The sequence below is a fragment of the Sphingopyxis sp. LC81 genome, assembly GCF_000756375.1.
Lineage (GTDB): Bacteria > Pseudomonadota > Alphaproteobacteria > Sphingomonadales > Sphingomonadaceae > Sphingopyxis.
The window spans coordinates 1-21,888 of the sequence record NZ_JNFD01000030.1 but is presented as its reverse complement, the minus strand read 5'-3'; the positions used below and the strand labels follow the sequence as shown (position 1 = coordinate 21,888).

Genomic DNA, 21,888 nt, shown 5'->3' with positions numbered 1-21,888 from the left:
AGGGGATGATAATGCACCGACGGCAATTCCTCGGCACCGCGGCAATTGGCGGGCTGGCAGCGGCTTTGCCCGCGCCGGTGTTCGCCGCCGATACCGCCGGCCTTCCCAATCTCGCCGCGAAGGCTGTCCCGATTGGCAAGGCCGAACGCATGGCGCGGATCGCCAAGGCGAAGGAACTGATGCGCGCGAACGATATCGGGGCGCTGCTGATCGAGCCCGGGTCGAGCCTCATCTATTTCACCGGCGTCGAATGGTGGCGCAGCGAACGGCTGACCGCCGCGGTGCTGACGCGCGAGGGCGAGTTCGCGGTCGTCACGCCCTTCTTCGAGGAACCGTCGGTGCGCGAGAGTCTGGGCGTCGACGCCGAGGTGCTGACCTGGAACGAGGATGAGAATCCGCTCGCAGCGGTCGCCGCCTGGCTCGGCAAGCGCGGGCTGGCGAAGGGCCGGATCGGGGTCGAGGAGACGGTCCGCTATTTCGCGGTCGACGGCCTCGAAAAAGCGATGCCGGAGGCAACGGTCGTCAACGGCGCTCCTGTGGTGCGCGGGTGCCGGATGCACAAGTCGCCCGCCGAAATCGCGCTGATGCAGATCGCTGCCGACATCACGCTCGCCGCCTATCGCCACACCGCGCCGCGGGTCGAGGCGGGAATGCCCCCCGCCGACATCGGGGCGATTATGAAGGCCGCGACCATCGCGCTCGGCGGCAAGAGCGAGTTCGAGCTGATCCTGCTCGGCGAGGCGAGTGCCTATCCGCACGGCAGCGGTAAGCCGCAGGCGGTCAAGAGCGGCGAGGTCGTGCTCATGGACTGCGGCGCGACGGTGCATGGCTATCAATCCGATATTTCGCGCAGCTTTGTTTATGGCAAGGCGACGGCGCGCCAGCGGCAAGTGTGGGACCAGATGCGCAAGGGACAGGATGTCGCTTTCGCCGCGGCAAAGCTCGGCACCCCCGCGGGCAAGGTCGATGACGCGGTGCGCGCCTATTATGAGAGCCTCGGTTGGGGGCCCGGCTACAAGCTGCCCGGCACCTCGCACCGTACCGGCCATGGCATCGGGCTCGACGGGCACGAGCCGGTCAACCTCGTGCGCGGTGAAACGACGAAGCTTGCGCCCGGCATGTGTTTCTCGAACGAACCCGGTATCTATATCCCCGGCGAGTTCGGTATCCGGCTCGAGGACTGCTTCCATATGACCGACAGCGGGCCGAAGTGGTTCAGCGAACCGCCGCCGTCGATCGACAAGCCGTTCGGTTAATCCGGTGTCTTCGGCCGCTGGACGAGGCTGACAAGCACGAACGAGATGATCATCAGCAGATACCAGCTGCCGAGCTTCTCCACGCCGACCATGTGCCAGCCGTCGTTCTGGCTCGGATAGGTCCAGGCGCGCGCGAAGGTGCCGATATTTTCGGCGAACCAGATGAACAAAGCGACGAGGCCCCAGCCGACGAGCAACGGCATGCGGCGGTGGACGTGCAGCGGGCGGAACCACACCTGACAGCGCCAGAAGAGCAGCGCGGTCGCGGCGAAGAGGAACCAGCGGATGTCGTATAGCCAGTGGTGCGCGAAAAAATTGACGTAGATCGCCGCCGCCAGCGCGTAGCTCGTCCACGCGGGCGGGTAGCCCGAATAGCGGAAGTCGAAGATGCGCCAGACACGCGCGATATAGCTGCCGACGGCGGCGTACATGAAGCCCGAGAAGAGCGGCACCGCGCCGATGTGGAGCAGGCTCGCCTCGGGATATTGCCATGACCCCGCGGCGGTCTTGAACAGCTCCATCACGGTGCCGACGATATGGAACATCAGGATGACGAGCGCTTCTTTCGGGGTCTCGAGCCGGAGGGCGAGCATGCCGAGCTGGATCATCACCGCGCCGATCGTGATCGCGTCATAGCGGTGGAGCGGCGCGTCGTCGGGCCAGAAGAGATGGGTGCCGAGCAAGAGCGCGAGCATCAGCGCGCCGAACAGGCACGCCCATCCCTGTTTGAAGCCGAAGACGAGGAATTCGAGAAACCAGCCGCGCGGCCCGGGTGTTACCGCCATCGCCTCCAGCCGCGCTCGGACGGCATGGAAGCGGCTGTGGCCGCGCTGCGTGTCAGACATGCACGGCGACCCACGCGATCAGCAGCGCGGCGGGCAGCAGCAGCGCCTGCGCCAGGACTGTGCCCGCGAGGCGGCTCAGCGAGATCAGCGTGATCGCGCGGCGGAAATCGGCCTCGTCGACTTTGCCCTCGACCGCATCGTCGGTCATCACCGACAATTGCGGGTCGATGAAGGCGAACAGGAGGATCGTCGCGAAGCCGTTGATCAGCGCCGAGAGCTGCGACGCGGTGACGCGAAATTCGGGGGCGAGATAGCCGGCATAGAGCGACGCGACGACGCCCACCGCGAGCAAGGATTGCGCGAGGCAGTTCGCGATGAGCACGCCCCAGCCGATGCCCTTGGGCATCTTCCAGCTCCGGAGGTGCGACAGGCTGGGGAAGGTCAGCGATCGGCCCAATGTGCGCAGGCCGCTTGGGCTCGCGGCCTTCAGTGCGAGCTTCGTCGTCGAGCGGTTGTCCTGATACCAGCCGATCGCAGCCGCGAACATGCGCTGCCCCGTGGGCACGAGCAGGATGCCGATCAGTGTCGCGACGCTCGCCGCGGCGAGCACGAACTGCATGTCGATGAAGAGCTGGGCGCCGCTGCCGTCGTGGATGCGCGTCTCGATGCGCTTGGCGAGGAAGGGGCCGAGGAAGCTGTTCGAGGTGCGCGAAAAGAGCACGAGGATGTTGAACAGCGCGAACGACATCGCGATGCGCCGTGTGCGGACGCCGGCAATGCGCGCGGCATAGGCAAGCGCGCCGATGAGGTTGATGAAGCCGGTGAGGAGCAGGATGGTGACGAGGGGGAGGTCGATCATCTTCGGGGATTAGCCGGAGGGGCTGGTGATTTCGAGCGATTTCACTCGGAGTCGTCGATCGGCATTTCGGCCGGGACGAACTGGCCCGTGCCCGGGTCGCGCTCGAAGGCATTGCCGACCGGTTCGTCGATCAGGTGCAGCCAGCTATCGTCGCGGTTCAGCACCGCGCCGAGCGCAACATAGCTGAAAGGCGGACTGCTGCTCTCAATGTCGGACAACTCGGGCGGGTCACTCTCGATCCGCCAGCCGCTGTCGGGAAACTTATCACCCTCGCGCGGCGGTTCGGGTTCTTCGCGATACAGAAACTCGACCTTTCGCCGGCCGTCAAGGATCGCATTGTCGACGAAACAGCGGTCCCAATAGTCGCGGCTGCGGGGGGAGGGCGGCGGCGGTGTGACGCGATCATCGTCCCATATGATATCGATGATGTGGTCGCGACAGAAATTTATGCGGTCGCCGGCCTTGAGCTGCGGCATGTCGCTTGGTTCATTGTCGAGCGTCCCGGCCATATTCGCGCCATCGGCGTCGGTCACGATGACCCACATGCGCTCGGTTTCCCATTCACCGGCCGGAATCGACCGGAACAACAGCTTGACGAGGTCGCCAGGCGCGACCGCGAGCAGCTCATTCTCCGACGGAAGTTCGAAAGTATAGGGTGATCCCGCGGCAATCGGCCGCGGATCCTTGATTTGGTAACGGCCGAACCAGCGCTGATATTGCCGGCGAAGCGTCATGCGCCGCGTCAATGCTTTCGCGTCAGCTCGCGCATCGCATCGTCCAGCCCGGCGAGGCTGAGCGGATACATGCGGTCGCTCATCAGCTGTTTGATCAGCTTCACCGACTGGGTGTAGCCCCAATGCGCCTCGGGCACGGGGTTGAGCCACACCGCGGCGGGATAGACATGGGTGATCCGCTGGAGCCAGACCGCGCCCGATTCCTCGTTGAAATGCTCGACGCTGCCGCCCGGATGGGTGATTTCATAGGCCGACATCGACGCGTCGCCGACGAAGATCACTTTATAATCATGGCCATATTTGTGGAGGATATCCCACATCTGGTGCCGTTCGGACCAGCGGCGCTTATTGTCCTTCCACACGCCTTCGTAGGGGCAGTTGTGGAAATAGAAGAATTCGAGATTCTTGAATTCGGTCGTCGCCGCGCTGAAGAGTTCCTCGCAGAGCTTGATGAACGGGTCCATCGATCCGCCGACGTCGAGGAACAGCAGCAATTTCACCGCGTTGCGCCGTTCGGGGCGCATCTTGATGTCGAGCCAGCCCTGCCGCGCGGTGCCGTCGATCGTCCCCGGAATGTCGAGCTCGTCGGCCGCGCCCTCGCGCGCGAATTTGCGCAGCCGGCGAAGCGCGATCTTGATGTTGCGGGTGCCGAGTTCCTTGGTGTTGTCGAGATTCTGGAACTCGCGCTTTTCCCAGACCTTGAGCGCGCGCTTATGCTTGCTCTCGCCGCCAATCCGCACGCCCTCGGGATTATAGCCCGAATTGCCGAAGGGCGAGGTGCCGCCGGTGCCGATCCACTTGCTGCCGCCCTCGTGGCGCTTCTGCTGTTCCTCGAGCCGCTCTTTCAGCGTCTCCATGATCTTATCCCAGTCGCCGAGCGACTCGATAGCCGCCATTTCCTCGGGCGTCAGGAATTTCTCGGCGACCGCCTTCAACCAGTCGGCGGGCACGTCGACCGGGTTCTGGCCATAGTCGGAGATGATCCCCTTGAAGACCTTGTTGAACACCTGGTCGAAACGGTCGAGCAGACCCTCGTCCTTCACATAGATCGCGCGGCTGAGGTAATAGAATTGCTCGGGGCTGCGGTCGATCACCTCGCGGTCGAGCGCCTCCAGCAGCATCAGATGCTCTTTCAGGCTGGCGGGAATGCCCGCGGCGCGAAGCTCGTCGAGAAAGCCGAAAAACATGGCGCAGGCGTATCGCGTTCGGGCGCGGCGCGCAACTTACTTTACGTTCGCGTAAAGCGCCGCGGGTTGACCCCGCGTTAACCATTGTCGGGCATAGCATCGCGATCAATTTGATGTGGGTGGCGCAATGAAATTCGATCCGATCAATCCGGCGGCGCAGATACTCGACCAGTCGGTCGCGAGCGACTGCGGCGAGCTCGCCGTTGGGTGCAGCGACGCCGCGGGGCGGATCAAGCTGGCGACCGACCAGATGGACCGGCAGATCGGCGAGCTCGGGCGGCTCGAAGAATATGTCGTCAGCCTCGAGGCCGATCAGCGCCAGATCGCCGATTCCACTGACGAGGCGAAATTGCTCTCGGCGCGGGCGTGCGAACAGCTCGACACCGGCGCCGAGCGTGTCAATGCCGCGGTCAGTGAATTCCGCTCGGTGATCGACCTCGTCGCGCGGCTCGGCACGCATGTCACCAATTTCGCCGCGGTGATGGAGCAGGTGCAGCAGGTCAGCCAGTCGATCGAACAGATCGCCAAGACCACGAACATGCTCGCTTTGAACGCCGCGATCGAGGCCGAGCGCGCCGGCGATGCCGGCCGCACCTTCGCGGTCGTTGCCGCCGAGGTGAAGAAGCTGGCGCAGAACACGCGCGGCGCGACCGACGAGATCCGCCGCAGCATCGGCAGCCTCGCCGCCGAGGCGAGCGGGCTCGTGACCGAAATCCAGTCGGGGGTCGAACAGTCGAGCCGCGCCGAAGCGCAGTTCGAAACGATCACCGACGCGTTGCACGATGCGACGCACCTCGTCGCGCTGCTCGACGACCAGAGCGACCGCATCGCGCAATCGAGCGCGATGGTGCATGCGAATGGGGCAAAGGTGCGCGAGGCGCTCGACGGTGTCGTCACCTCGGTGCGCGACAATAGTTCCACTTTGGTTGGTACGCGCGATTCGATCCTGTCGATGGAGCATGTGTCGAACCGCATGTTCAACGCGGTGATCTCGGCGGGGGTCAGCCCGCAGGATTCGGCGATCGTCGCCCTGGCGGCGAAAGTGCGTGATGAATTCGTCGGGCTGGCTGAACGCGCGGTCGCGCACGGCGAGCTGTCGATGGAGCAGCTCTTCGACACCGATTATGTCCGCGTCCCGAATTCGAACCCCGAACGTTTTCGCACGACGCTCAGCGACTGGGCCGACGCGCACTGGCGTCCGCTGTTCGACCGCATCGTCGCGCAGCATCCCGAGATCAAGATGTCGTCGGCGGGCGACATGAACGGCTTTCTGCCGACGCATATCACCGAATGTTCGCGCGCGCCGACCGGCGACCTCGAGCATGACACCGCGCATTGCCGCAACGGCCGCATCCTGTACGACGCGACCGACGCTGCGGCGAAGCGCAGCACCGCGCCCCTTTTCATGACGGTCTATCGGCAGGAAGGCGACGGCATCAATTATGTGACCGTGCGCAACGTCTATATGCCCGCGATCATCAACGGCCGCCGCTGGGGCGACGTTGAGGTGGCGTATCAGCTCTGAGCCGGGAGCGGATCGAGCACCCGCGCGATCAGATCGGTATCAGTATATTCGGTGATTTCCGCCACTTTTCCTGCAACGAAGCGGAACGTCCAGCTGTAGCGATTGGCATAGGCGTCGCCGCGCTTGGTCACGCTATGATTGCGTCCCTCAACGACCACCAAATCGCCCTCGGCAATGAAGCGCTCGGCGGTGACGATATTGGATCCGTCGAAATTGGCAGCGAGCGGAGTCAGCAAGTCGCGGACCACTGACTGCTTGCCGGAATAGCTGCGCGACCAGCTCGTGGTGCCGATAATGGTCCATACGACGTCATCGGCCATCATCTCGAGAAATGGTCTGCCATTGCCCTTCGCGGTTTCCACGAAAGCGTGGCTTAGTACCGCCTTGTTTTCGGCAAGCCCCAAGGCTTAGCTGCCCTGACGGCGCGCCATAAACGCCAGCTTTTCGAACAGCATCACGTCCTGCTCATTCTTGAGCAGCGCACCGTGGAGCGGGGGGATTGCCTTGCCGACGTCGCGGTTCTGCAGGACTTCGAGCGGCATGTCTTCGTTGAGCAGCAGCTTCAGCCAGTCGATGAGTTCGCTGGTCGAGGGCTTCTTCTTGAGTCCCGGCACGTCGCGAACCTCGTAGAAGATGTCCATCGCGCGGCTGACCAGCGTCTTCTGGATGCCCGGGAAATGGACTTCGACGATTTCGGCCATCGTGTCGCGGTCGGGGAATTTGATATAGTGGAAGAAACAGCGGCGCAGAAAGGCGTCGGGCAGTTCCTTTTCATTGTTCGAGGTGATGACGACGATCGGGCGTTCCTTCGCGGTCACCGTCTCGTCGGTCTCATAGACATGGAACGCCATGCGATCGAGTTCCTGGAGCAGGTCGTTCGGGAATTCGATGTCGGCCTTGTCGATCTCGTCGATCAGCAGCACGGGTAGCTTGGGCGAAGTGAACGCCTCCCACAATTTGCCCTTGCGGATATAGTTGCGGATGTCGTGGACGCGCTCTTCGCCGAGCTGGCCATCGCGCAGGCGCGCGACGGCGTCATATTCGTAGAGGCCCTGCTGCGCCTTGGTGGTCGATTTGATGTTCCAGGTGATCAGCGGCGCGTCGAACGCTTTCGCGATTTCCTCGGCGAGCACGGTCTTGCCGGTGCCGGGTTCGCCCTTCACGAGCAGGGGGCGGCGCAGCAAGGTCGCGGCGTTGACCGCGACCTTCAGGTCGTCGGTGGCGATATAGGCGCTGGTGCCTTCGAAACGCATCGGCTCTTTCCCTTAACGTGAACGTCAAGCTGGCATAGCCGGGCGAGGGGGAGGGTGCAAGCCAACAGGCATCGCCCCTGCGAAGGCAGGGGCCGGTGGCGGTTCCAACCGCTCTATCAGTTCCAGGATGCCAGCGGTCCCTGCCTTCGCAGGGGCGACGAGTTGTTACGGATGCAGGCGGCTCGCGGCGCGCGCGGCCATCAGGTCCCACAGGCCACTGTGCTGGGTGATCAGCTGCTGGGCGCCGAACACCATCGCGCGTTCCACCGCAGGCGTTCCGGCGACGGTTGCGGCGAGCCGCGCGGTTTCGCGGAGGTCGGGGAGGGTGCAGGTCGGTGGGCTGAGGTCGAGCCGCAGCGCGCTGATGTCGAGCAGGACGCGGATCGTCCGCCAGTCGAGCGTCAGCGCGATCGCGGCGCCGAGCGCGCAGCCGTGCCGGTCCGATTCGGCGAGCATGTCGATCGCCTTGCGCTGCGCGGCGACCGCGGCCTCGCATTGTGCCTGGCCCTGCGTGCTCGGCACCGGGCCGACCGCCGAGGCGATCTTGGTCAGAAAGGCGCGTTCCTGGACGAAGGCGTCGGCGGCCTGGGCCATCCACTGGCGCGACGCGGGGTCGACCGCCTTGCGCGCGGCATTGTCGATCACGCCCGGATAACGGCCGTGGAGCAGGCAGAGAAAATGCACCGCGTCGGCAAGGTTGCGCATCGCCTCGGGCCCGCTCGACAGGGCGCCCGAGCGGACGTGCGGATGCGCGCCGGTGCCGTCGCTGGCGACCAGCGCATCGAGCAATTCGGCGACGCCGCGCGTCTGTGCTTTGGGCTGGGGCGACTGGCTCAAGGCTTGATCCTCGCTGTGGCGGGGCGCCGGAGCCCAAGCCAATGGAATTACAGCGATCGGTCATAGATCAACGTCGTAAACGACGCGTTTATAAGCGGCGCTTTGATTTGCCGCGGGGCTGTTCCAGTCAGGGACAACAGGAACAAGGAAACCAAAGAGACCGGCAAGCCCCGGGGAGAAGCTTGCCGGTCCCATCGATATGGCGCCGGGGGGACGCCATTGGAGCGGGGTGGCCGGACTCAAGGGAGAGAGTGTCCAGCCAGCCCTGCTCAAGCTGCGAGTGCGAGTTCCTCGGTCTTTTCAGCCTGCGGCGCGGCGACGTCGATCGCGTTCGGCGCGGGCTGGGCCGCCGCCTTGGCGGGGAAGATCAGGCGCGATGCGAGGACGACCAGGCCAAGGGCGAAATAGCCGATGAAGGTCTGGACCGGGAAGAAGAAGAGCGGCGCGACGAAGGCGAGGCGCAACCACAACGGGTTGAAGCCAAAATCCTGGCCAACGGCCTCGCAGATACCGAAGAAGGTATCGCGGCGGCGGAAGAGGTTGGTGGTTTCGTTTTCCATCTTTTTTGTCTTTCCCTTTGGCTGCAGGCACTGCCCCGCGCCGATGCCGAATGCATCGCAAAGGTCGTGCCAATTTTCGCGAGCCCCAGATTTCCGAGCTTTTTTGTATCAGCCGCGTTGGGCGGCCTGCTCTGGATCGTGAATCTATCCCCACCTTGTGGGAATGATTGCCATTTGATGGGTGGCGCCTGAACCCTTCATGAAGCGCTCTGCATCGCGTGACGAGCGCTATCTGGTGGACAAATATGAAGAATAAAAGACCATCGGGCAAAAAAATTGTGCAGCGCAGCATCCGGGCAACGCTTCGATCGGAGCCGCAAAACAAAACACCCCGCCGGTGAGGGCGGGGTGTTGATGTCCGAAAGACCCGAAGGGCTTACTGGTCGAGGAAGCTGCGCATCTTGCGGCTGCGCGACGGGTGCTTCAGCTTGCGGAGCGCCTTCGCCTCGATCTGGCGAATACGTTCGCGCGTCACGCTGAACTGCTGGCCGACTTCTTCGAGCGTGTGATCGGTGTTCATCCCGATGCCGAAGCGCATGCGCAGCACGCGCTCTTCGCGCGGGGTGAGCGACGCCAGGACGCGGGTGACCGTTTCCTTGAGGTTCGACTGCACCGCGGCATCGACCGGGATCACGGCATTCTTGTCCTCGATGAAATCGCCGAGGTGGCTGTCTTCCTCGTCGCCGATCGGCGTTTCGAGGGAGATCGGCTCCTTGGCGATCTTCATCACCTTGCGAACCTTTTCGAGCGGCATCGACAGACGCTCGGCCATTTCCTCCGGCGTCGGCTCGCGGCCGCTTTCGTGGAGGAATTGGCGGCTGCAACGGACCAGCTTGTTGATCGTCTCGATCATATGGACCGGGATGCGGATCGTGCGCGCCTGATCGGCGATCGAGCGGGTGATCGCCTGACGGATCCACCAGGTCGCATAGGTGCTGAACTTGTAACCGCGGCGATACTCGAACTTGTCGACCGCTTTCATCAGGCCGATATTGCCTTCCTGAATGAGGTCGAGGAATTGCAATCCGCGGTTCGTATATTTCTTGGCGATCGAGATCACGAGGCGCAGGTTCGCCTCGACCATTTCCTTCTTAGCGATACGCGCTTCGCGCTCGCCCTTCTGGACCATGTTCACGACGCGCCGGAATTCGGTCAGGCTCATGCCCGCGGCTTGCGCGATTTCGCTGATCTCGATGCGAATGCGGTCGACCGCGCCGGCTTCATTCTCGGCGAAGGCGGCCCATTTCTTGTCGAGCCCGCTGACGCTCTCGATCCAATTTTCTTCGAGCTCGCGCCCGACATAATTGTCGAGGAACGACTTGCGCGGCACCTTGTGGCGTTCGGCGAGGCGCAGCATCTGGCCGCCGAGAGCCGTCAGGCGGCGGTTGTAGCTGTAGAGCTGGTCGACCAGATATTCGATCTTGGTGCCGTGGAACTGCACGCTTTCGACCTGCGCGGTGAGTTCCTCGCGCAGCTTGTGGTACTTCTTTTCCGACGCCGACGGAAATTCCTCGCCGCCCGAGAGCGCTTCGAGGCGTGCTTCCTGCAGCCTCGAGAAGGCCTTGAAGCTCTTGGTGATGTTCGCGAACTTTTCGAGCGCGTCGGGCTTCAGCAGCTCTTCCATCGCCGCGAGGCTGAGGGTGTTGTCTTCCTCATCCTCTTCGAAGCTTTCGCGCTTGCCCGACGAGCCTTCGCCATCCTCGTCGTCGCCGTCGGCCGCGGGTTCTTCCTCGACCTCGTCCTCGTCCTTGAACGAAACGCCGGCGGTCTTCTCGCTGATTTCGCCGTTGTCGTCGGCGCCTTCTTCCTCAAGATTTTCGGGCGCCGGGTCCTTCGACAGCATCGCTTCGAGATCGACGATCTCGCGCAGCTGCATGTCGCCATTGTTCAGCGCGGTCGACCAGTCGATGATCGCGTTGAAGGTCAGCGGGCTTTCGCAAAGCCCCAGGATCATCGTGTCGCGGCCCGCCTCGATGCGCTTCGCGATCGCGATTTCGCCTTCGCGGCTGAGCAGCTCGACCGCGCCCATTTCGCGCAGGTACATGCGAACGGGATCGTCGGTGCGATCGACCGTTTCCTTCTTCTTTTCGATCGCGGGGTTCGAAACCGAACCGGTGCCGGCGCTGACATCGACTTCGTCGTCGGGCTCCTGGTCGGCCTCTTCCTGCACATCCTCGTCGCTTTCGACGATGTTGATGCCCATGTCGGAAATCGCCGACATGATGTCCTCGATCTGCTCGGACGACATCTCGTCCTGCGGCAGCGCCGCATTCAGCTCGTCATAGGTCAGGTAACCGCGCTTCTTGCCGCGCGCGATCAGCTTTTTGACGTCGGCCTCGTTGAGGTCGATCAGCGGGCTGTCGGTGTCGGTATCGGTGTCGGCGGTGCTTTTGGTGGCCATTCGTGGTTCCTGCCTAAGGGCGTAATCGTTCAGCTCTGGTTGCTGTCTTCGGACAGCGCAGCCAGGCGGCGGGTCAATTCTTTATCCATGGCGGACAGCTTTTGCTGCCGCGCGAATCCTTCGTCGTCCATCGTGCGCTGGAAATCCGCGGTGGCTTCGGCAAGCCGCTCCCGGATTTCGGGCTGGGTCACCAGCACGCCGATATATTCGTCAAGGTCGCGAAGCGCCGTTTCCCGCGCCGCTGCGGCCTCTTCCTTGCTTTCCAGCCTGCGATTGAACGAGAAGTGCATTCCGTCGGCTCTGAGCAATGTCATCGCCCTATTATACACTTTCATTGGCTCCAATATGGCAAGCAACCCCTCGCAATCAAGCCCTTCCTGACGCATCGCGCTGTCAAGCATTACGCCGAGCAGTTCGGCGTCGCTTGAATCGCTCACCGGCAGCCGCGTCAGCGCCTCCTCGTTGCGCCGGAGCGCCTCGGGGTAACGCAGCAATCCGCCGATCAGCGCCGCGACATAAGGCGCCGAAATCCCGGCCTGCCCGATGGAACGCGTCTCGTCGGCCGGAGGTTGCAATCGCGGGTCGGGGCCGAAGCGGCGATTGCCGCCTCCACGCGGCGGGTTCGGTGTCCACGGCTGGCGCTGAGGGCGCTCGGGTTGCTTGCGCGCGAACAGCATATCGAGCCGCTCGCGGAAAGCCTCGCGATAATGGTGGCGGACGTCGGCGTCCTCGATCGCGTCGGCGTGGGCGAGCAGACGGGTCTTGAGCGCGGCGCGTTCCTCGGGGGTCGCGGGCGGTCCCGCCGCGACCTCGTGCGCCCAGAGGCGCTCGACGAGCGGCTGCGTTTCGCCCAGGATCGCGTTGAACCCCTCGGCACCGCGCGCACGGACGATATCGTCGGGATCCTGCCCCGCGGGCAGCGTCGCGAAGGCAAGGCTGAAGCCCGGACGCAGCAACGGCAACGCGCGCATCGCGGCGCGCATTGCCGCCTTTTGTCCCGCGGCATCGCCGTCGAAGCACAGCACCGGCACGGGCACCATCCGCCAGATCAGGCCAAGCTGCGCCTCGGTCAGCGCGGTGCCGAGCGGTGCGACGGCGTCGGCGATCCCCGCCTCGGCGAGCGCAATCACGTCCATATAACCTTCGACGACGATGATCCGGTTCGTCTGCCGCGACGCCGGCGACGCCTTGTCGAGATTATAGAGGACGCGGCCCTTGTCGAAGAGCGGCGTGTCGGGCGAGTTCAGATATTTGGGCTCGCCATCGCCCAAAATGCGCCCGCCGAACGCGATCACGCGCCCGCGCGCGTCGCGGATCGGGATCATCAGGCGGCCGCGGAAACGGTCGTAGGGTTCCTTGTCGTCGACCGCGATCAGCATCCCCGATTCGACGAGCATCGCGGTCGGAAATTTCTTGAGCGCCTCTTTCAGCGCGCTGCGGCTCTCGGGCGCAAGGCCGAAGCCGAACGCCTTGCGCGTCGCCTCCGAAATGCCGCGTTTGGCGAGATATTCGCGCGCCGGGGCGCCGTTGCTGCTGCCGAGCTGCTGCGTGAACCACTCGGCCGCGCCCTGCACGACATCGCGCAGGCTCGCCGCCTCCTCGGCCTTTTTCGCGGCGCGCGGGTCGGCGGCGGGAACCTCCATCCCGGCTTCGGCGGCGAGTTCCTTCACCGCGTCCATGAACGACAGCCCGCGCTGGTCGGTCATCCAGCGGATCGCATCGCCATGCGCCGAGCAGCCGAAACAGTGGTAGAAGCCCTTTTCGTCGTTGATCGTGAAGCTGGGCGTCTTTTCGTTATGGAAGGGGCAGCAGGCCTTATACTCGCGCCCCGCGCGCGTGACCTTCACCGTCCGCCCGATAAGCGTCGACAGCGTGATCCGCGATCGCAGTTCGTCCAGCCATTGCGGGGTGAGGGTCATTCTTCTCCCCTCCCGCTTTTAGCGGGCGTCCCATGTCCGTTCGTGTCGAGCGAAGTCGAGACACCCATCGTGGGCGCACGCCCTATCGGCATCTCGACTTCGCTCGATGCGAACGGAGAGGGAGGGCGTTCGTGTGGCGGCTTCGCGAAATGGTTCATCGCTTGCCAATCTCCGCGGATTAGCGCTTCTTTCTTCGCTCGCGACCATTTCTTGATCCGCATTTCGGCATCCAAAGCTTCGAAGCGGGTTGGAAAATCCTGCGACCACATCAAGCGGACGGGTAAGCGCGACGAGGTGAAGCCTTCGATCTGGCCCGACTGATGCTGGCCAATCCGATACTCAAGATTGTCCGTATGCCCGGTGTAGTAGAGCCCATCGGCACAAAGCAGGATGTAGGTCCAGAACGCCATCCCACCTCTCTACCCGTTCGCATCGAGCGAAGTCGAGATGCCCGTCGATATGGCGCGAGGCCGATGGGTGTCTCGACTTCGCTCGACACGAGCGGGAAAAGAGAGAGCGTTTTCGGCCGAACCGTCAGCTCAACGCCGCCTTCACCCAACCACTCGCCTTGCTCATATCGAGCTGTGAACCCAGCCGGTCCTTCACCGCGGCCATCACCTTGCCCATATCCTTGAGGCTCTCGGCGCCGAGCTCCACCACGATCGCCTTGATCGCCGCCGTCGCTTCATCGTCGCTCAGCTGCGCGGGCAGGAAATCCTCGATCACGACAACTTCGGCCGCCTCGATGTCGGCAAGCTCCTGACGGCCGCCCTGTTCGTACATGGTGATCGATTCGCGGCGCTGCTTCACCATTTTCTGGAGCACGTCGGTGACGAGCACATCGTCGTCGGCCGGCGCGGTGCCGGTGCGCAGTTCGATGTCCTTGTCCTTGATCTTGGCCAGCATCAGCCGGATGGTGCCGAGCCGCGCCTTGTCGCCGGCTTTCATCGCGGCGACCTGCGCAGCCTTGATGTCGTCACGAATCATACGTGTCCCCATGCGCTGCAAATTTCGGAAAGGCCCTCTCTAGCGAGAAGTTTCCTAATCCGATAGCTTGTGAATCACTTTTTTGGCGCCTACTTGGTCGGCCGTTTAGCCCCCCGTCCGGAGCATATTGAATGGCACCTGCCAACCCCTCTGCCGCGCCCAAAAGCCAGCCATCTGGCGCGACTGGCGTCCTTGTCCTTGCCGATGGCACGATCCTGTGGGGCGTCGGCTATGGCGCAAGCGGTGCCGCTGTGGGCGAGATTTGTTTCAATACGTCGATGACGGGCTATCAGGAAATCCTGACCGACCCCTCTTATGCGGGTCAGATCGTGACCTTCACCTTCCCGCATATCGGCAATGTCGGCGCGAACCCCGAGGATATGGAGCGCGGCGTGCATGGCGCGCTTGGCGCCATCACGCGCGAACTGCCGACGCAGCCGAGCAACTTCCGTAGCGTCCAGACCTTGCCCGAATGGATGACCGAACAGGGCGTGATCGGGCTCGCGGGAATCGACACGCGCGCGCTCACCCGCCGCATCCGCGACGCGGGCGCGCCGAACGGTGTGATCGCGCACAGCCCCGACGGCAAGTTCGACATCGACGAGCTGCTCGCGATGGCGCGGAACTGGGCTGGGCTTGAGGGCATGGACCTCGCGAAGGCGGTCAGCCGCACCGACACGGGCGACTGGACCGGCGGGGCGTGGACGCTGGGGCATGGCTATGCGAGCGAAGAGGGCGGCGAGCGGCCGCATGTCGTCGCGATCGACTATGGCGCAAAGGACAATATTTTCCGCAACCTCGTAAAGGCCGGCGCGCGCGTCACCGTGGTGCCCGCGACCGCGAGCCTCGACGAGGTGCTGGGGCACAAGCCCGCGGGCGTGTTCCTCTCGAACGGCCCCGGCGATCCCGCGGCGACCGGCGACTATGCGGTGCCGGTGATCCAGGGGCTGCTCGAACGCAACGTGCCGATCTTCGGCATCTGCCTCGGCCACCAGATGCTGGGCATCGCGGCGGGTGCCAAGACGGTGAAGATGCATCAGGGCCACCGCGGCGCGAACCATCCGGTTCAGCGCGCCGAGGATGGCGTGGTCGAGATCACCAGCATGAACCACGGCTTCGCGGTCGACGCCGCGACGCTGCCCGCGGGCGTGGTCGAGACGCACAAGAGCCTGTTCGACGGATCGAACTGCGGCATCGCGATCACGGGCAAGAACGCGTTCAGCGTGCAATATCACCCCGAGGCGAGCCCGGGGCCGCAGGACAGTTTCTATCTGTTCGAGAAGTTTGTGGGGCAACTGGGGAAGGACTAAGCGATGGCGACCGTCAGGAAGTTTACCGTTGTACCACTCGACGATGCGCGCCCACATGAAGACGTTGAAGCCATCGTTCGCCTTGTTGATTGTGGACGAGAGCGCCTAATACAAATCGATACTTATGGCCGGCCAACGCGCGAAAAGCCGGGCAAACTTTCACAAACCATCCGTCTGGATAAGGCTGCTTTTGAAAAGCTGGTCGAAATTGGAAGCAAGCACTTTTAATGCCCAAAAGAACCGACATTAAATCCATCCTCGTCATCGGCGCCGGCCCGATCGTTATCGGTCAGGCGTGCGAGTTCGACTATTCGGGAACGCAGGCGATCAAGGCGTTGAAGGAGGAGGGCTATCGCATCGTCCTCGTCAACTCCAACCCCGCGACGATCATGACCGATCCCGACCTCGCCGACGCGACCTATGTCGAGCCGATCACGCCCGAGATCGTCGCGAAGATCATCGCGAAGGAGCGCCCCGACGCGGTGCTGCCGACGATGGGCGGGCAGACCGCGCTCAACACCGCGCTGGCGCTTGCGCAGGACGGCACGCTGGCGAAATATGGCGTCGAGATGATCGGCGCCGATGCCGAGGCGATCGACAAGGCCGAGGACCGGCAGAAGTTCCGCGACGCGATGGACAAGATCGGGCTCGAAAGCGCACGCAGCGGCGTCGCGCACACGCTCGACGAAGCCTTTGCGATCCTCGAACGCACCGGCCTGCCCTCGATCATCCGTCCGTCCTTCACACTCGGCGGCACCGGCGGCGGCATCGCGTACAACCGCGAGGAATTCGAGCATATCGTCCGCGGCGGCCTGATCGCCTCGCCCACCACCGAAGTCCTGATCGAGGAATCGCTCCTCGGCTGGAAGGAGTTCGAGATGGAGGTGGTGCGCGACCGCAAGGACAATTGCATCATCATCTGTTCGATCGAAAATGTCGATCCGATGGGCGTGCATACCGGCGACAGCATCACCGTCGCGCCGGCGCTGACGCTGACCGACAAGGAATATCAGATCATGCGCAACGCGAGCATCGCGGTGCTGCGTGAGATCGGGGTCGAAACGGGCGGGTCGAACGTCCAGTTCGCGGTCAATCCCAAGGACGGCCGCCTGATCGTGATCGAGATGAACCCGCGCGTGTCGCGTTCGTCGGCGCTCGCGTCGAAGGCCACGGGTTTCCCGATCGCCAAGGTCGCGGCAAAGCTCGCGGTCGGCTACACGCTCGACGAGATCATGAACGACATCACCGGGGTGACCCCGGCGTCGTTCGAGCCGACGATCGACTATGTCGTCACCAAAATCCCGCGCTTCGCCTTCGAAAAGTTCAAGGGCGCCGAGGCGACGCTGTCGACCGCGATGAAGTCGGTCGGCGAGGTGATGGCGATCGGCCGCACGATCCACGAGAGCTTGCAAAAGGCGCTGCGCGGGCTGGAGACGGGGCTGAGCGGCTTCAACTTCGTCGACCGCCTCAAGGGCGCGACGCACGATCAGCTTCGCAGCGAGCTGGCGAAGCGCACCCCCGACCGGCTGCTCAACGCCGCGCAGGCGATCCGCGAGGGGCTGCCGCTCGCCGAGATCAACCGCGTCGCGGGTTACGACATGTGGTTCCTCGAACGCATCGCCGAAATCGTCGCGGCCGAGGTGGACGTGTGCACCAATGGCCTGCCGCGCGATGCCGAAGCGCTGCGCAAACTGAAGGCCATGGGCTTTTCGGACAAGCGCCTCGCCTATCTCGCGCTCCAGTCGGCGAACCTCCACCCCGGCACGCGCCGCGCGACCGCGCGCGGCAGCGGGCTGATCCACGACGCGGTGAAGGCGATGACCGGCGGCGTGACCGAGGCCGAAGTGCGCGCGCTGCGCCACAAGCTGGGCGTGCGTCCGGTGTTCAAGATGATCGACACCTGCGCCGCCGAGTTCCAGGCGCAGACGCCGTACCTCTATTCGACCTATGAAGCCCCGACCTTCGGGGAGCCCGAGAATGAGGCGAACCCGTCGGACCGCAAGAAAATCGTCATCCTTGGCGGCGGCCCGAACCGGATCGGGCAGGGGATCGAGTTCGACTATTGCTGCTGCCACGCCTGCTTCGCGCTTGAAGAGGCGGGCTATGAAACGATCATGATCAACTGCAACCCGGAGACGGTTTCGACCGATTATGACACGTCGGACCGCCTCTATTTCGAGCCGCTGACCGCCGAGGATGTGCTCGAGATCCTGCACGTCGAAATGTCGAAGGGCGAACTCGTCGGGGTGATCGTCCAGTTCGGCGGGCAGACGCCGCTGAAGCTGGCGCAGGCGCTGGCCGAGGCGGGCATCCCGATCCTCGGCACCTCGCCCGACGCGATCGACCTTGCCGAAGATCGCGAGCGCTTTGCCGCGCTCGTCAACAAGCTCGGCCTCAAGCAGCCCGAAAACGGCATCGCGCGCAGCCGCGAGGAAGCCGTCGCGGTCGCGGCGCGCATCGGTTACCCGGTGCTCACGCGCCCGAGCTATGTGCTTGGCGGCCGCGCGATGGAGATCGTCGACGATCAGGCGCAGCTCGAAAATTATATCGAGACCGCGGTGCAGGTGTCGGGCGATTCCCCGGTGCTGATTGACCGTTACCTCCGCGACGCGATCGAGGTCGATGTCGATGCCTTGTGCGACGGGACCGACGTGGTCGTTGCGGGCGTGCTCCAGCATATCGAGGAAGCCGGGGTCCATTCGGGCGACAGCGCCTGTTCGATCCCGCCGTACAGCCTGTCGGCCGACATCGTCGCCGAAATCGAGCGCCAGACCGAGGCGCTCGCGCGCGCGCTCGAAGTCCGCGGCCTCATGAACATCCAGTTCGCGGTCAAGGGCGACGAGGTTTATCTGATCGAGGTCAACCCGCGCGCCAGCCGTACCGTGCCCTTCGTCGCCAAGGCGGTGGGCTCGCCGATCGCCAAGATCGCGGCGCGGGTGATGGCGGGCGAAAAGCTCGCCGACCTGCCGAAGATCAACCGCGACATCGCGCATGTCGCGGTGAAGGAAGCGGTCTTCCCCTTCGCGCGCTTCCCCGGCACCGATCCCGTGCTTAGCCCCGAGATGAAGTCCACCGGCGAAGTCATGGGAATCGACAGCAATTTCAACCTTGCTTTTGCCAAGGCGCAGCTCGGTGCGGGCGACCGTCTGCCGACCGAGGGGCGCGTCTTCGTGTCGGTCAAGGACAGCGACAAGCCGCGCATCATCGGCGCGGTGCGCCAGCTGACCGATTGGGGCTGGAAGGTGATCGCGACCGGCGGCACCGCCGACTATCTGATCGAGCAGGGCATCGAGGTCGAGCGCGTCAACAAGGTCGCCGAAGGCCGCCCGCATATCGTCGACCGGATCAAGGATGGCGACGTGCAGCTGATCTTCAACACGACCGAGGGATGGCAGTCGTTGCAGGACTCGCAATCGATCCGCGCGTCGGCGCTCGCGGCCGATATCGCCTATTATACGACGGCTGCTGCGAGCGACGCTTCGACGCAGGCGATCGGCGCGCTCCGCTCGCACTCTCTTGAAGTAAAGCCGCTTCAGGACTATTATTGAACCACCGCTCCACCCCCCGACATTGACGGATCAGCGGCGCAGCCGCCCGGCGAAACTTCGCTGGCGCTGGATTATTGACGAAGGACAACAGGATAATGGCAAGCGTTGAAAAGGTGCCGATGCTGGCAGAAGGCTATGAGAAGCTGAGCACGCAGCTCACGGCACTCAAGGCCGAGCGACCGCTGATCGTCGATGCGATCGAGGAAGCGCGCGCGCATGGCGACCTTTCGGAAAATGCCGAATATCACGCCGCGAAGGAACGTCAGGGCCAGGTCGAAGCGACGATCGGCGACCTCGAAGATCGTCTGTCGCGCGCGCAGGTCATCGACCCGACGACGCTGTCGGGCGACCGCATCGTGTTCGGCGCGACCGTCACCCTCGCCGACGAGGACGACAAGCCGGTGAAGTATCAGATCGTCGGTCAGGCCGAGGCGGACGCCAAGGACGGCAAGATCAGCTATAATTCGCCGCTCGGCCGCGCGCTGATCGGCCGCCGCGTCGAGGACGAGATCGAAGTCACCGTGCCCGCGGGCGATAAATATTATCTGGTGAAGAAAATCGAATTCATCTGATGGGTTTTTGACGATGAAGCCGCACGACGCGCCGCTGGTCACGGGCTATGCGCTCGTCTGCGTCATCGTCTTTGTCCTGCTGTCGATCACCGGATTTCAGGTCGACGCGATCGTGCGCGCGGGGTTTATCCCTGCGCGTTTCGGCAGCGAGCTGATCCTGCCTCCGGGGACGATGGTGCCCTTCATCCTGACCCCGCTGACATCGGCCCTGCTGCACGGCGGGGTGCTGCACATCGTCTTCAACGTCATCGTGCTGCTGTTCATCGGGCGCCAGCTTGAGGCACCGCTCGGACCCAAGGCGATGGCGGTGGTGCTGCTCGCCGGCGCTTATGGCGGCGCGCTCGCGCAATTTCTTTCCGACCCGCAATCGGCGGTGCCGATGATCGGCGCCAGCGGCGCGATCTCGGCGCTGATCGCGGTGTACGCGCTGATCTTCAGCCGCTCGCAGGCCCCCGCTATCGGCCCGATCCCGGGGCATTGGGTGCGCGCTTTATGGCTCGCCGCGGCGTGGATCGGGCTTCAACTGCTGCTTGGTTTCGCCGGCGGCGGCGGTTTTGGTGCGGTGGCGATCTGGGCGCATGTCGGCGGCTTCCTTGCCGGATTGCTGCTCGCGCGGCCGCTGCTCCGCTGGCGCTTCGGGGCGCGGTAGTCCGCCCCAAAAGATTCCGTTCGCATCGAGCGAAGTCGAGATGCCCGTCGGGGTAGCGCAAGGCTGAGGGGTGTCTCGACTTCGCTCGACACGAACGGGGTTAGAGGTTGTTCAAGAGCCCGCCCGCCAGCAGCATAGCGACACGCACATCGATCCCGCAGCCTTCGGCGCGCTTTGCCGCGACGAAATCGGCGATGCCGTCCAGCGGTACACGGTGGACGATGATGTCCTCGCCATCGACCCCGCCGCCTTCGCCGACCTTGGTCAGCCCGGTCGCGATCAGCAATGTGAAACTTTCACTGACCATGCCCGGCGAGCTGTAGAATTCACCGACGGTGCGCCAGCTGGCGGCGTGATAACCCGTTTCCTCCTCCAGCTCGCGCTGCGCCGCGATCTCCGATGCCTCGCCGGCGGTGTCGTCGCCGACCAGCCCCGCAGGCAGTTCGAGGCAATTGACCTTCAGCGGCACGCGATATTGTTCGACCAAAATGACGTGACGCCCGTCGCTATCCTCGTCGATTGCGAGGATCACCGCGGCGTGGATGCCGCGGGCGCGCGAGACATATTCCCAATTTCCCTGCTGCTTGACGGAGATGAAGCGGCCTTCCCATCGCGTCTCGATGGGGGCGTCGGGGGAGGGGCGGGTCATGCTTTTCCTTCGATAGAAAACGGATTCAAGAGCCTGCTGTCACCCGCTTAGATCTCGATCAGGCGGTCGGGAAGTTCGTTGGGATTTTCGTCGCCCTTGGGGAAATGTTCGGCGAGCACGATGCCCATCTGGCGCACCGCCTCGGCCATGCCTTCGCCGGGCTTGCCGGCGCGCACGCGCTCGATCAGCGCGGCCATCGCATTGCCCCAGATTTCGGGGGTGACCTTTGCCGCGATCGCTTCGTCGGCGACGATGTCGGCGCGATGCTCTTTTAGGCTGAGGTAGAGGAGGACGCCGGTGCGGCCGAGCGTCTTGGCCTCGGTCCCGACCTTGAACAGGTCGATCGCGCGCGCGCGGACCCGCTGCGCCTTGATCGCGCGTGGGGTCAGCGCCATCCGTAGCGGCCGCCACAGCAGAATCAGCCACATGCCGATCCATTTGAGCACGCCGACGGCAATCACCGTTCCAAGCCATTGATTGGCGGTGAGATCGTGCCCCCAGCCACCCGTGAGTCGGTCGTACAGGCCGCGGTAGAATTCGGGGAAGAGCGCGATCGCCGACATCGCAATAAAGGCGATGACGCTCGCCCAGACGAGCGCGACATCGTCATAATCGTTCGATTTCGCCGCGACGACGGTGACGATCTCGCCGCTGGTGTGCGCCTCGGCCGCGGCGACCGCCGCGGTCACGATATCGTGATCGGCTTCGCTCACATGATTGACTTTATGTGGCATGTCCTGCGTCCCCTACCAGCCGCCGGAGGCGCCGCCGCCCCCGAAGGAGCCGCCGCCGCCCGAAAAGCCGCCAAAGCCGCCGCCACCGCCGCCCCATGACGAACCGCCGCCACCGCCCCAGCC

The 21,888-nt window shown here is 64.0% G+C and carries 21 protein-coding genes; 7 read left to right on the top strand and 14 right to left on the bottom strand.

Going from position 1 to position 21,888, the window contains the following annotated elements; all coding sequences use genetic code 11:
• Positions 1-5: 5 nt before the first annotated feature.
• Positions 6-1,256, top strand: coding sequence for a M24 family metallopeptidase (locus tag FG91_RS14795; RefSeq protein ID WP_200878466.1), 1,251 nt, complete (start codon positions 6-8; stop codon positions 1,254-1,256).
• Here FG91_RS14795 and FG91_RS14790 read toward each other — a convergent pair.
• From FG91_RS14790 to FG91_RS14775, 4 genes are read right to left on the bottom strand one after another with little or no spacing between them, the layout of a single operon-like run.
• Positions 1,253-2,101 (bottom strand): DUF817 domain-containing protein, encoded by an 849-nt coding sequence (locus FG91_RS14790; RefSeq protein ID WP_037516327.1) that lies wholly within the window; start codon positions 2,099-2,101, stop codon positions 1,253-1,255. The two genes, FG91_RS14795 and FG91_RS14790, sit on opposite strands and share 4 nt — an antisense overlap.
• Positions 2,094-2,900 (bottom strand): lipid II flippase Amj family protein, encoded by an 807-nt coding sequence (locus tag FG91_RS14785; RefSeq protein ID WP_081940617.1) that lies wholly within the window; start codon positions 2,898-2,900, stop codon positions 2,094-2,096. The genes FG91_RS14790 and FG91_RS14785 overlap by 8 nt, the downstream gene beginning before the upstream one ends.
• Before the next feature lie 41 nt (positions 2,901-2,941).
• A complete protein-coding gene (locus FG91_RS14780) occupies positions 2,942-3,634 on the bottom strand; it encodes an immunity protein Imm33 domain-containing protein (RefSeq protein WP_052187642.1) in 693 nt (230 codons plus the stop codon).
• Between the two features lie 8 nt (positions 3,635-3,642).
• Positions 3,643-4,821: a vWA domain-containing protein gene (locus FG91_RS14775; protein ID WP_037516326.1), complete on the bottom strand. Its 1,179-nt coding sequence runs from the start codon at positions 4,819-4,821 to the stop codon at positions 3,643-3,645.
• Positions 4,822-4,948: 127 nt separating this feature from the next.
• Here FG91_RS14775 and FG91_RS14770 point away from each other — a divergent pair, with 127 nt between their 5' ends.
• The gene (locus FG91_RS14770) at positions 4,949-6,346 is read left to right on the top strand and encodes a methyl-accepting chemotaxis protein (RefSeq protein ID WP_037516325.1); all 1,398 of its coding nucleotides are present in this window, start codon (positions 4,949-4,951) and stop codon (positions 6,344-6,346) included.
• On the opposite strand, the gene FG91_RS14765 is transcribed toward FG91_RS14770, so the two are convergent.
• The 8 genes from FG91_RS14765 to FG91_RS14730 form a co-directional block, all read right to left on the bottom strand.
• Entirely contained in the window at positions 6,337-6,750 is a 414-nt protein-coding gene (locus FG91_RS14765) for a nuclear transport factor 2 family protein (protein WP_037516323.1), read from the bottom strand. The genes FG91_RS14770 and FG91_RS14765 overlap by 10 nt on opposite strands.
• Positions 6,751-6,753: 3 nt before the next feature.
• Entirely contained in the window at positions 6,754-7,599 is an 846-nt protein-coding gene (locus FG91_RS14760) for an AAA family ATPase (protein ID WP_037516322.1), read from the bottom strand.
• Between the two features lie 165 nt (positions 7,600-7,764).
• The gene (locus FG91_RS14755) at positions 7,765-8,436 is read right to left on the bottom strand and encodes a DUF6975 family protein (RefSeq protein ID WP_037516320.1); all 672 of its coding nucleotides are present in this window, start codon (positions 8,434-8,436) and stop codon (positions 7,765-7,767) included.
• Between the two features lie 269 nt (positions 8,437-8,705).
• The gene (locus tag FG91_RS14750; protein ID WP_037516319.1) at positions 8,706-8,996 is read right to left on the bottom strand and encodes a PspC domain-containing protein; all 291 of its coding nucleotides are present in this window, start codon (positions 8,994-8,996) and stop codon (positions 8,706-8,708) included.
• Between the two features lie 376 nt (positions 8,997-9,372).
• Positions 9,373-11,397 (bottom strand): RNA polymerase sigma factor RpoD, encoded by a 2,025-nt coding sequence (gene rpoD / locus FG91_RS14745; RefSeq protein ID WP_037516318.1) that lies wholly within the window; start codon positions 11,395-11,397, stop codon positions 9,373-9,375.
• A gap of 29 nt (positions 11,398-11,426) precedes the next feature.
• Positions 11,427-13,316 (bottom strand): DNA primase, encoded by a 1,890-nt coding sequence (gene dnaG, locus FG91_RS14740; protein WP_037516316.1) that lies wholly within the window; start codon positions 13,314-13,316, stop codon positions 11,427-11,429.
• On the bottom strand, positions 13,313-13,726 hold the full coding sequence (locus tag FG91_RS14735; protein WP_037516315.1) for a GIY-YIG nuclease family protein: 414 nt from the start codon (positions 13,724-13,726) through the stop codon (positions 13,313-13,315). Before FG91_RS14735 ends, dnaG begins: the two co-directional genes overlap by 4 nt.
• 124 nt (positions 13,727-13,850) lie before the next feature.
• Positions 13,851-14,303, bottom strand: a complete 453-nt coding sequence (locus FG91_RS14730) for a GatB/YqeY domain-containing protein (protein ID WP_037516313.1) — start codon at positions 14,301-14,303, stop codon at positions 13,851-13,853.
• Positions 14,304-14,434: 131 nt separating this feature from the next.
• Between FG91_RS14730 and carA the strand changes: the two genes are divergently transcribed.
• The 5 genes from carA (at position 14,435) to FG91_RS14710 (ending at position 20,382) form a co-directional block, all read left to right on the top strand.
• Complete coding sequence (gene carA / locus FG91_RS14725) at positions 14,435-15,613, top strand: glutamine-hydrolyzing carbamoyl-phosphate synthase small subunit (RefSeq protein ID WP_037516311.1); 1,179 nt, start codon at positions 14,435-14,437, stop codon at positions 15,611-15,613.
• Positions 15,614-15,616: 3 nt separating this feature from the next.
• Positions 15,617-15,841: a methionyl-tRNA formyltransferase gene (locus FG91_RS21815; protein WP_152568123.1), complete on the top strand. Its 225-nt coding sequence runs from the start codon at positions 15,617-15,619 to the stop codon at positions 15,839-15,841.
• Positions 15,841-19,161 (top strand): carbamoyl-phosphate synthase large subunit, encoded by a 3,321-nt coding sequence (gene carB / locus FG91_RS14720; protein ID WP_037516309.1) that lies wholly within the window; start codon positions 15,841-15,843, stop codon positions 19,159-19,161. The genes FG91_RS21815 and carB overlap by 1 nt, the downstream gene beginning before the upstream one ends.
• Positions 19,162-19,256: 95 nt before the next feature.
• Entirely contained in the window at positions 19,257-19,733 is a 477-nt protein-coding gene (gene greA / locus FG91_RS14715; RefSeq protein ID WP_037516308.1) for a transcription elongation factor GreA, read from the top strand.
• A gap of 13 nt (positions 19,734-19,746) precedes the next feature.
• Positions 19,747-20,382 (top strand): rhomboid family intramembrane serine protease, encoded by a 636-nt coding sequence (locus FG91_RS14710; RefSeq protein ID WP_037516305.1) that lies wholly within the window; start codon positions 19,747-19,749, stop codon positions 20,380-20,382.
• 100 nt (positions 20,383-20,482) lie between these two features.
• Here FG91_RS14710 and FG91_RS14705 read toward each other — a convergent pair whose 3' ends face one another.
• Entirely contained in the window at positions 20,483-21,031 is a 549-nt protein-coding gene (locus FG91_RS14705) for an NUDIX hydrolase (protein WP_037516303.1), read from the bottom strand.
• Between the two features lie 47 nt (positions 21,032-21,078).
• Complete coding sequence (locus FG91_RS14700) at positions 21,079-21,765, bottom strand: TPM domain-containing protein (protein ID WP_037516300.1); 687 nt, start codon at positions 21,763-21,765, stop codon at positions 21,079-21,081.
• Positions 21,766-21,888: the final 123 nt, after the last annotated feature.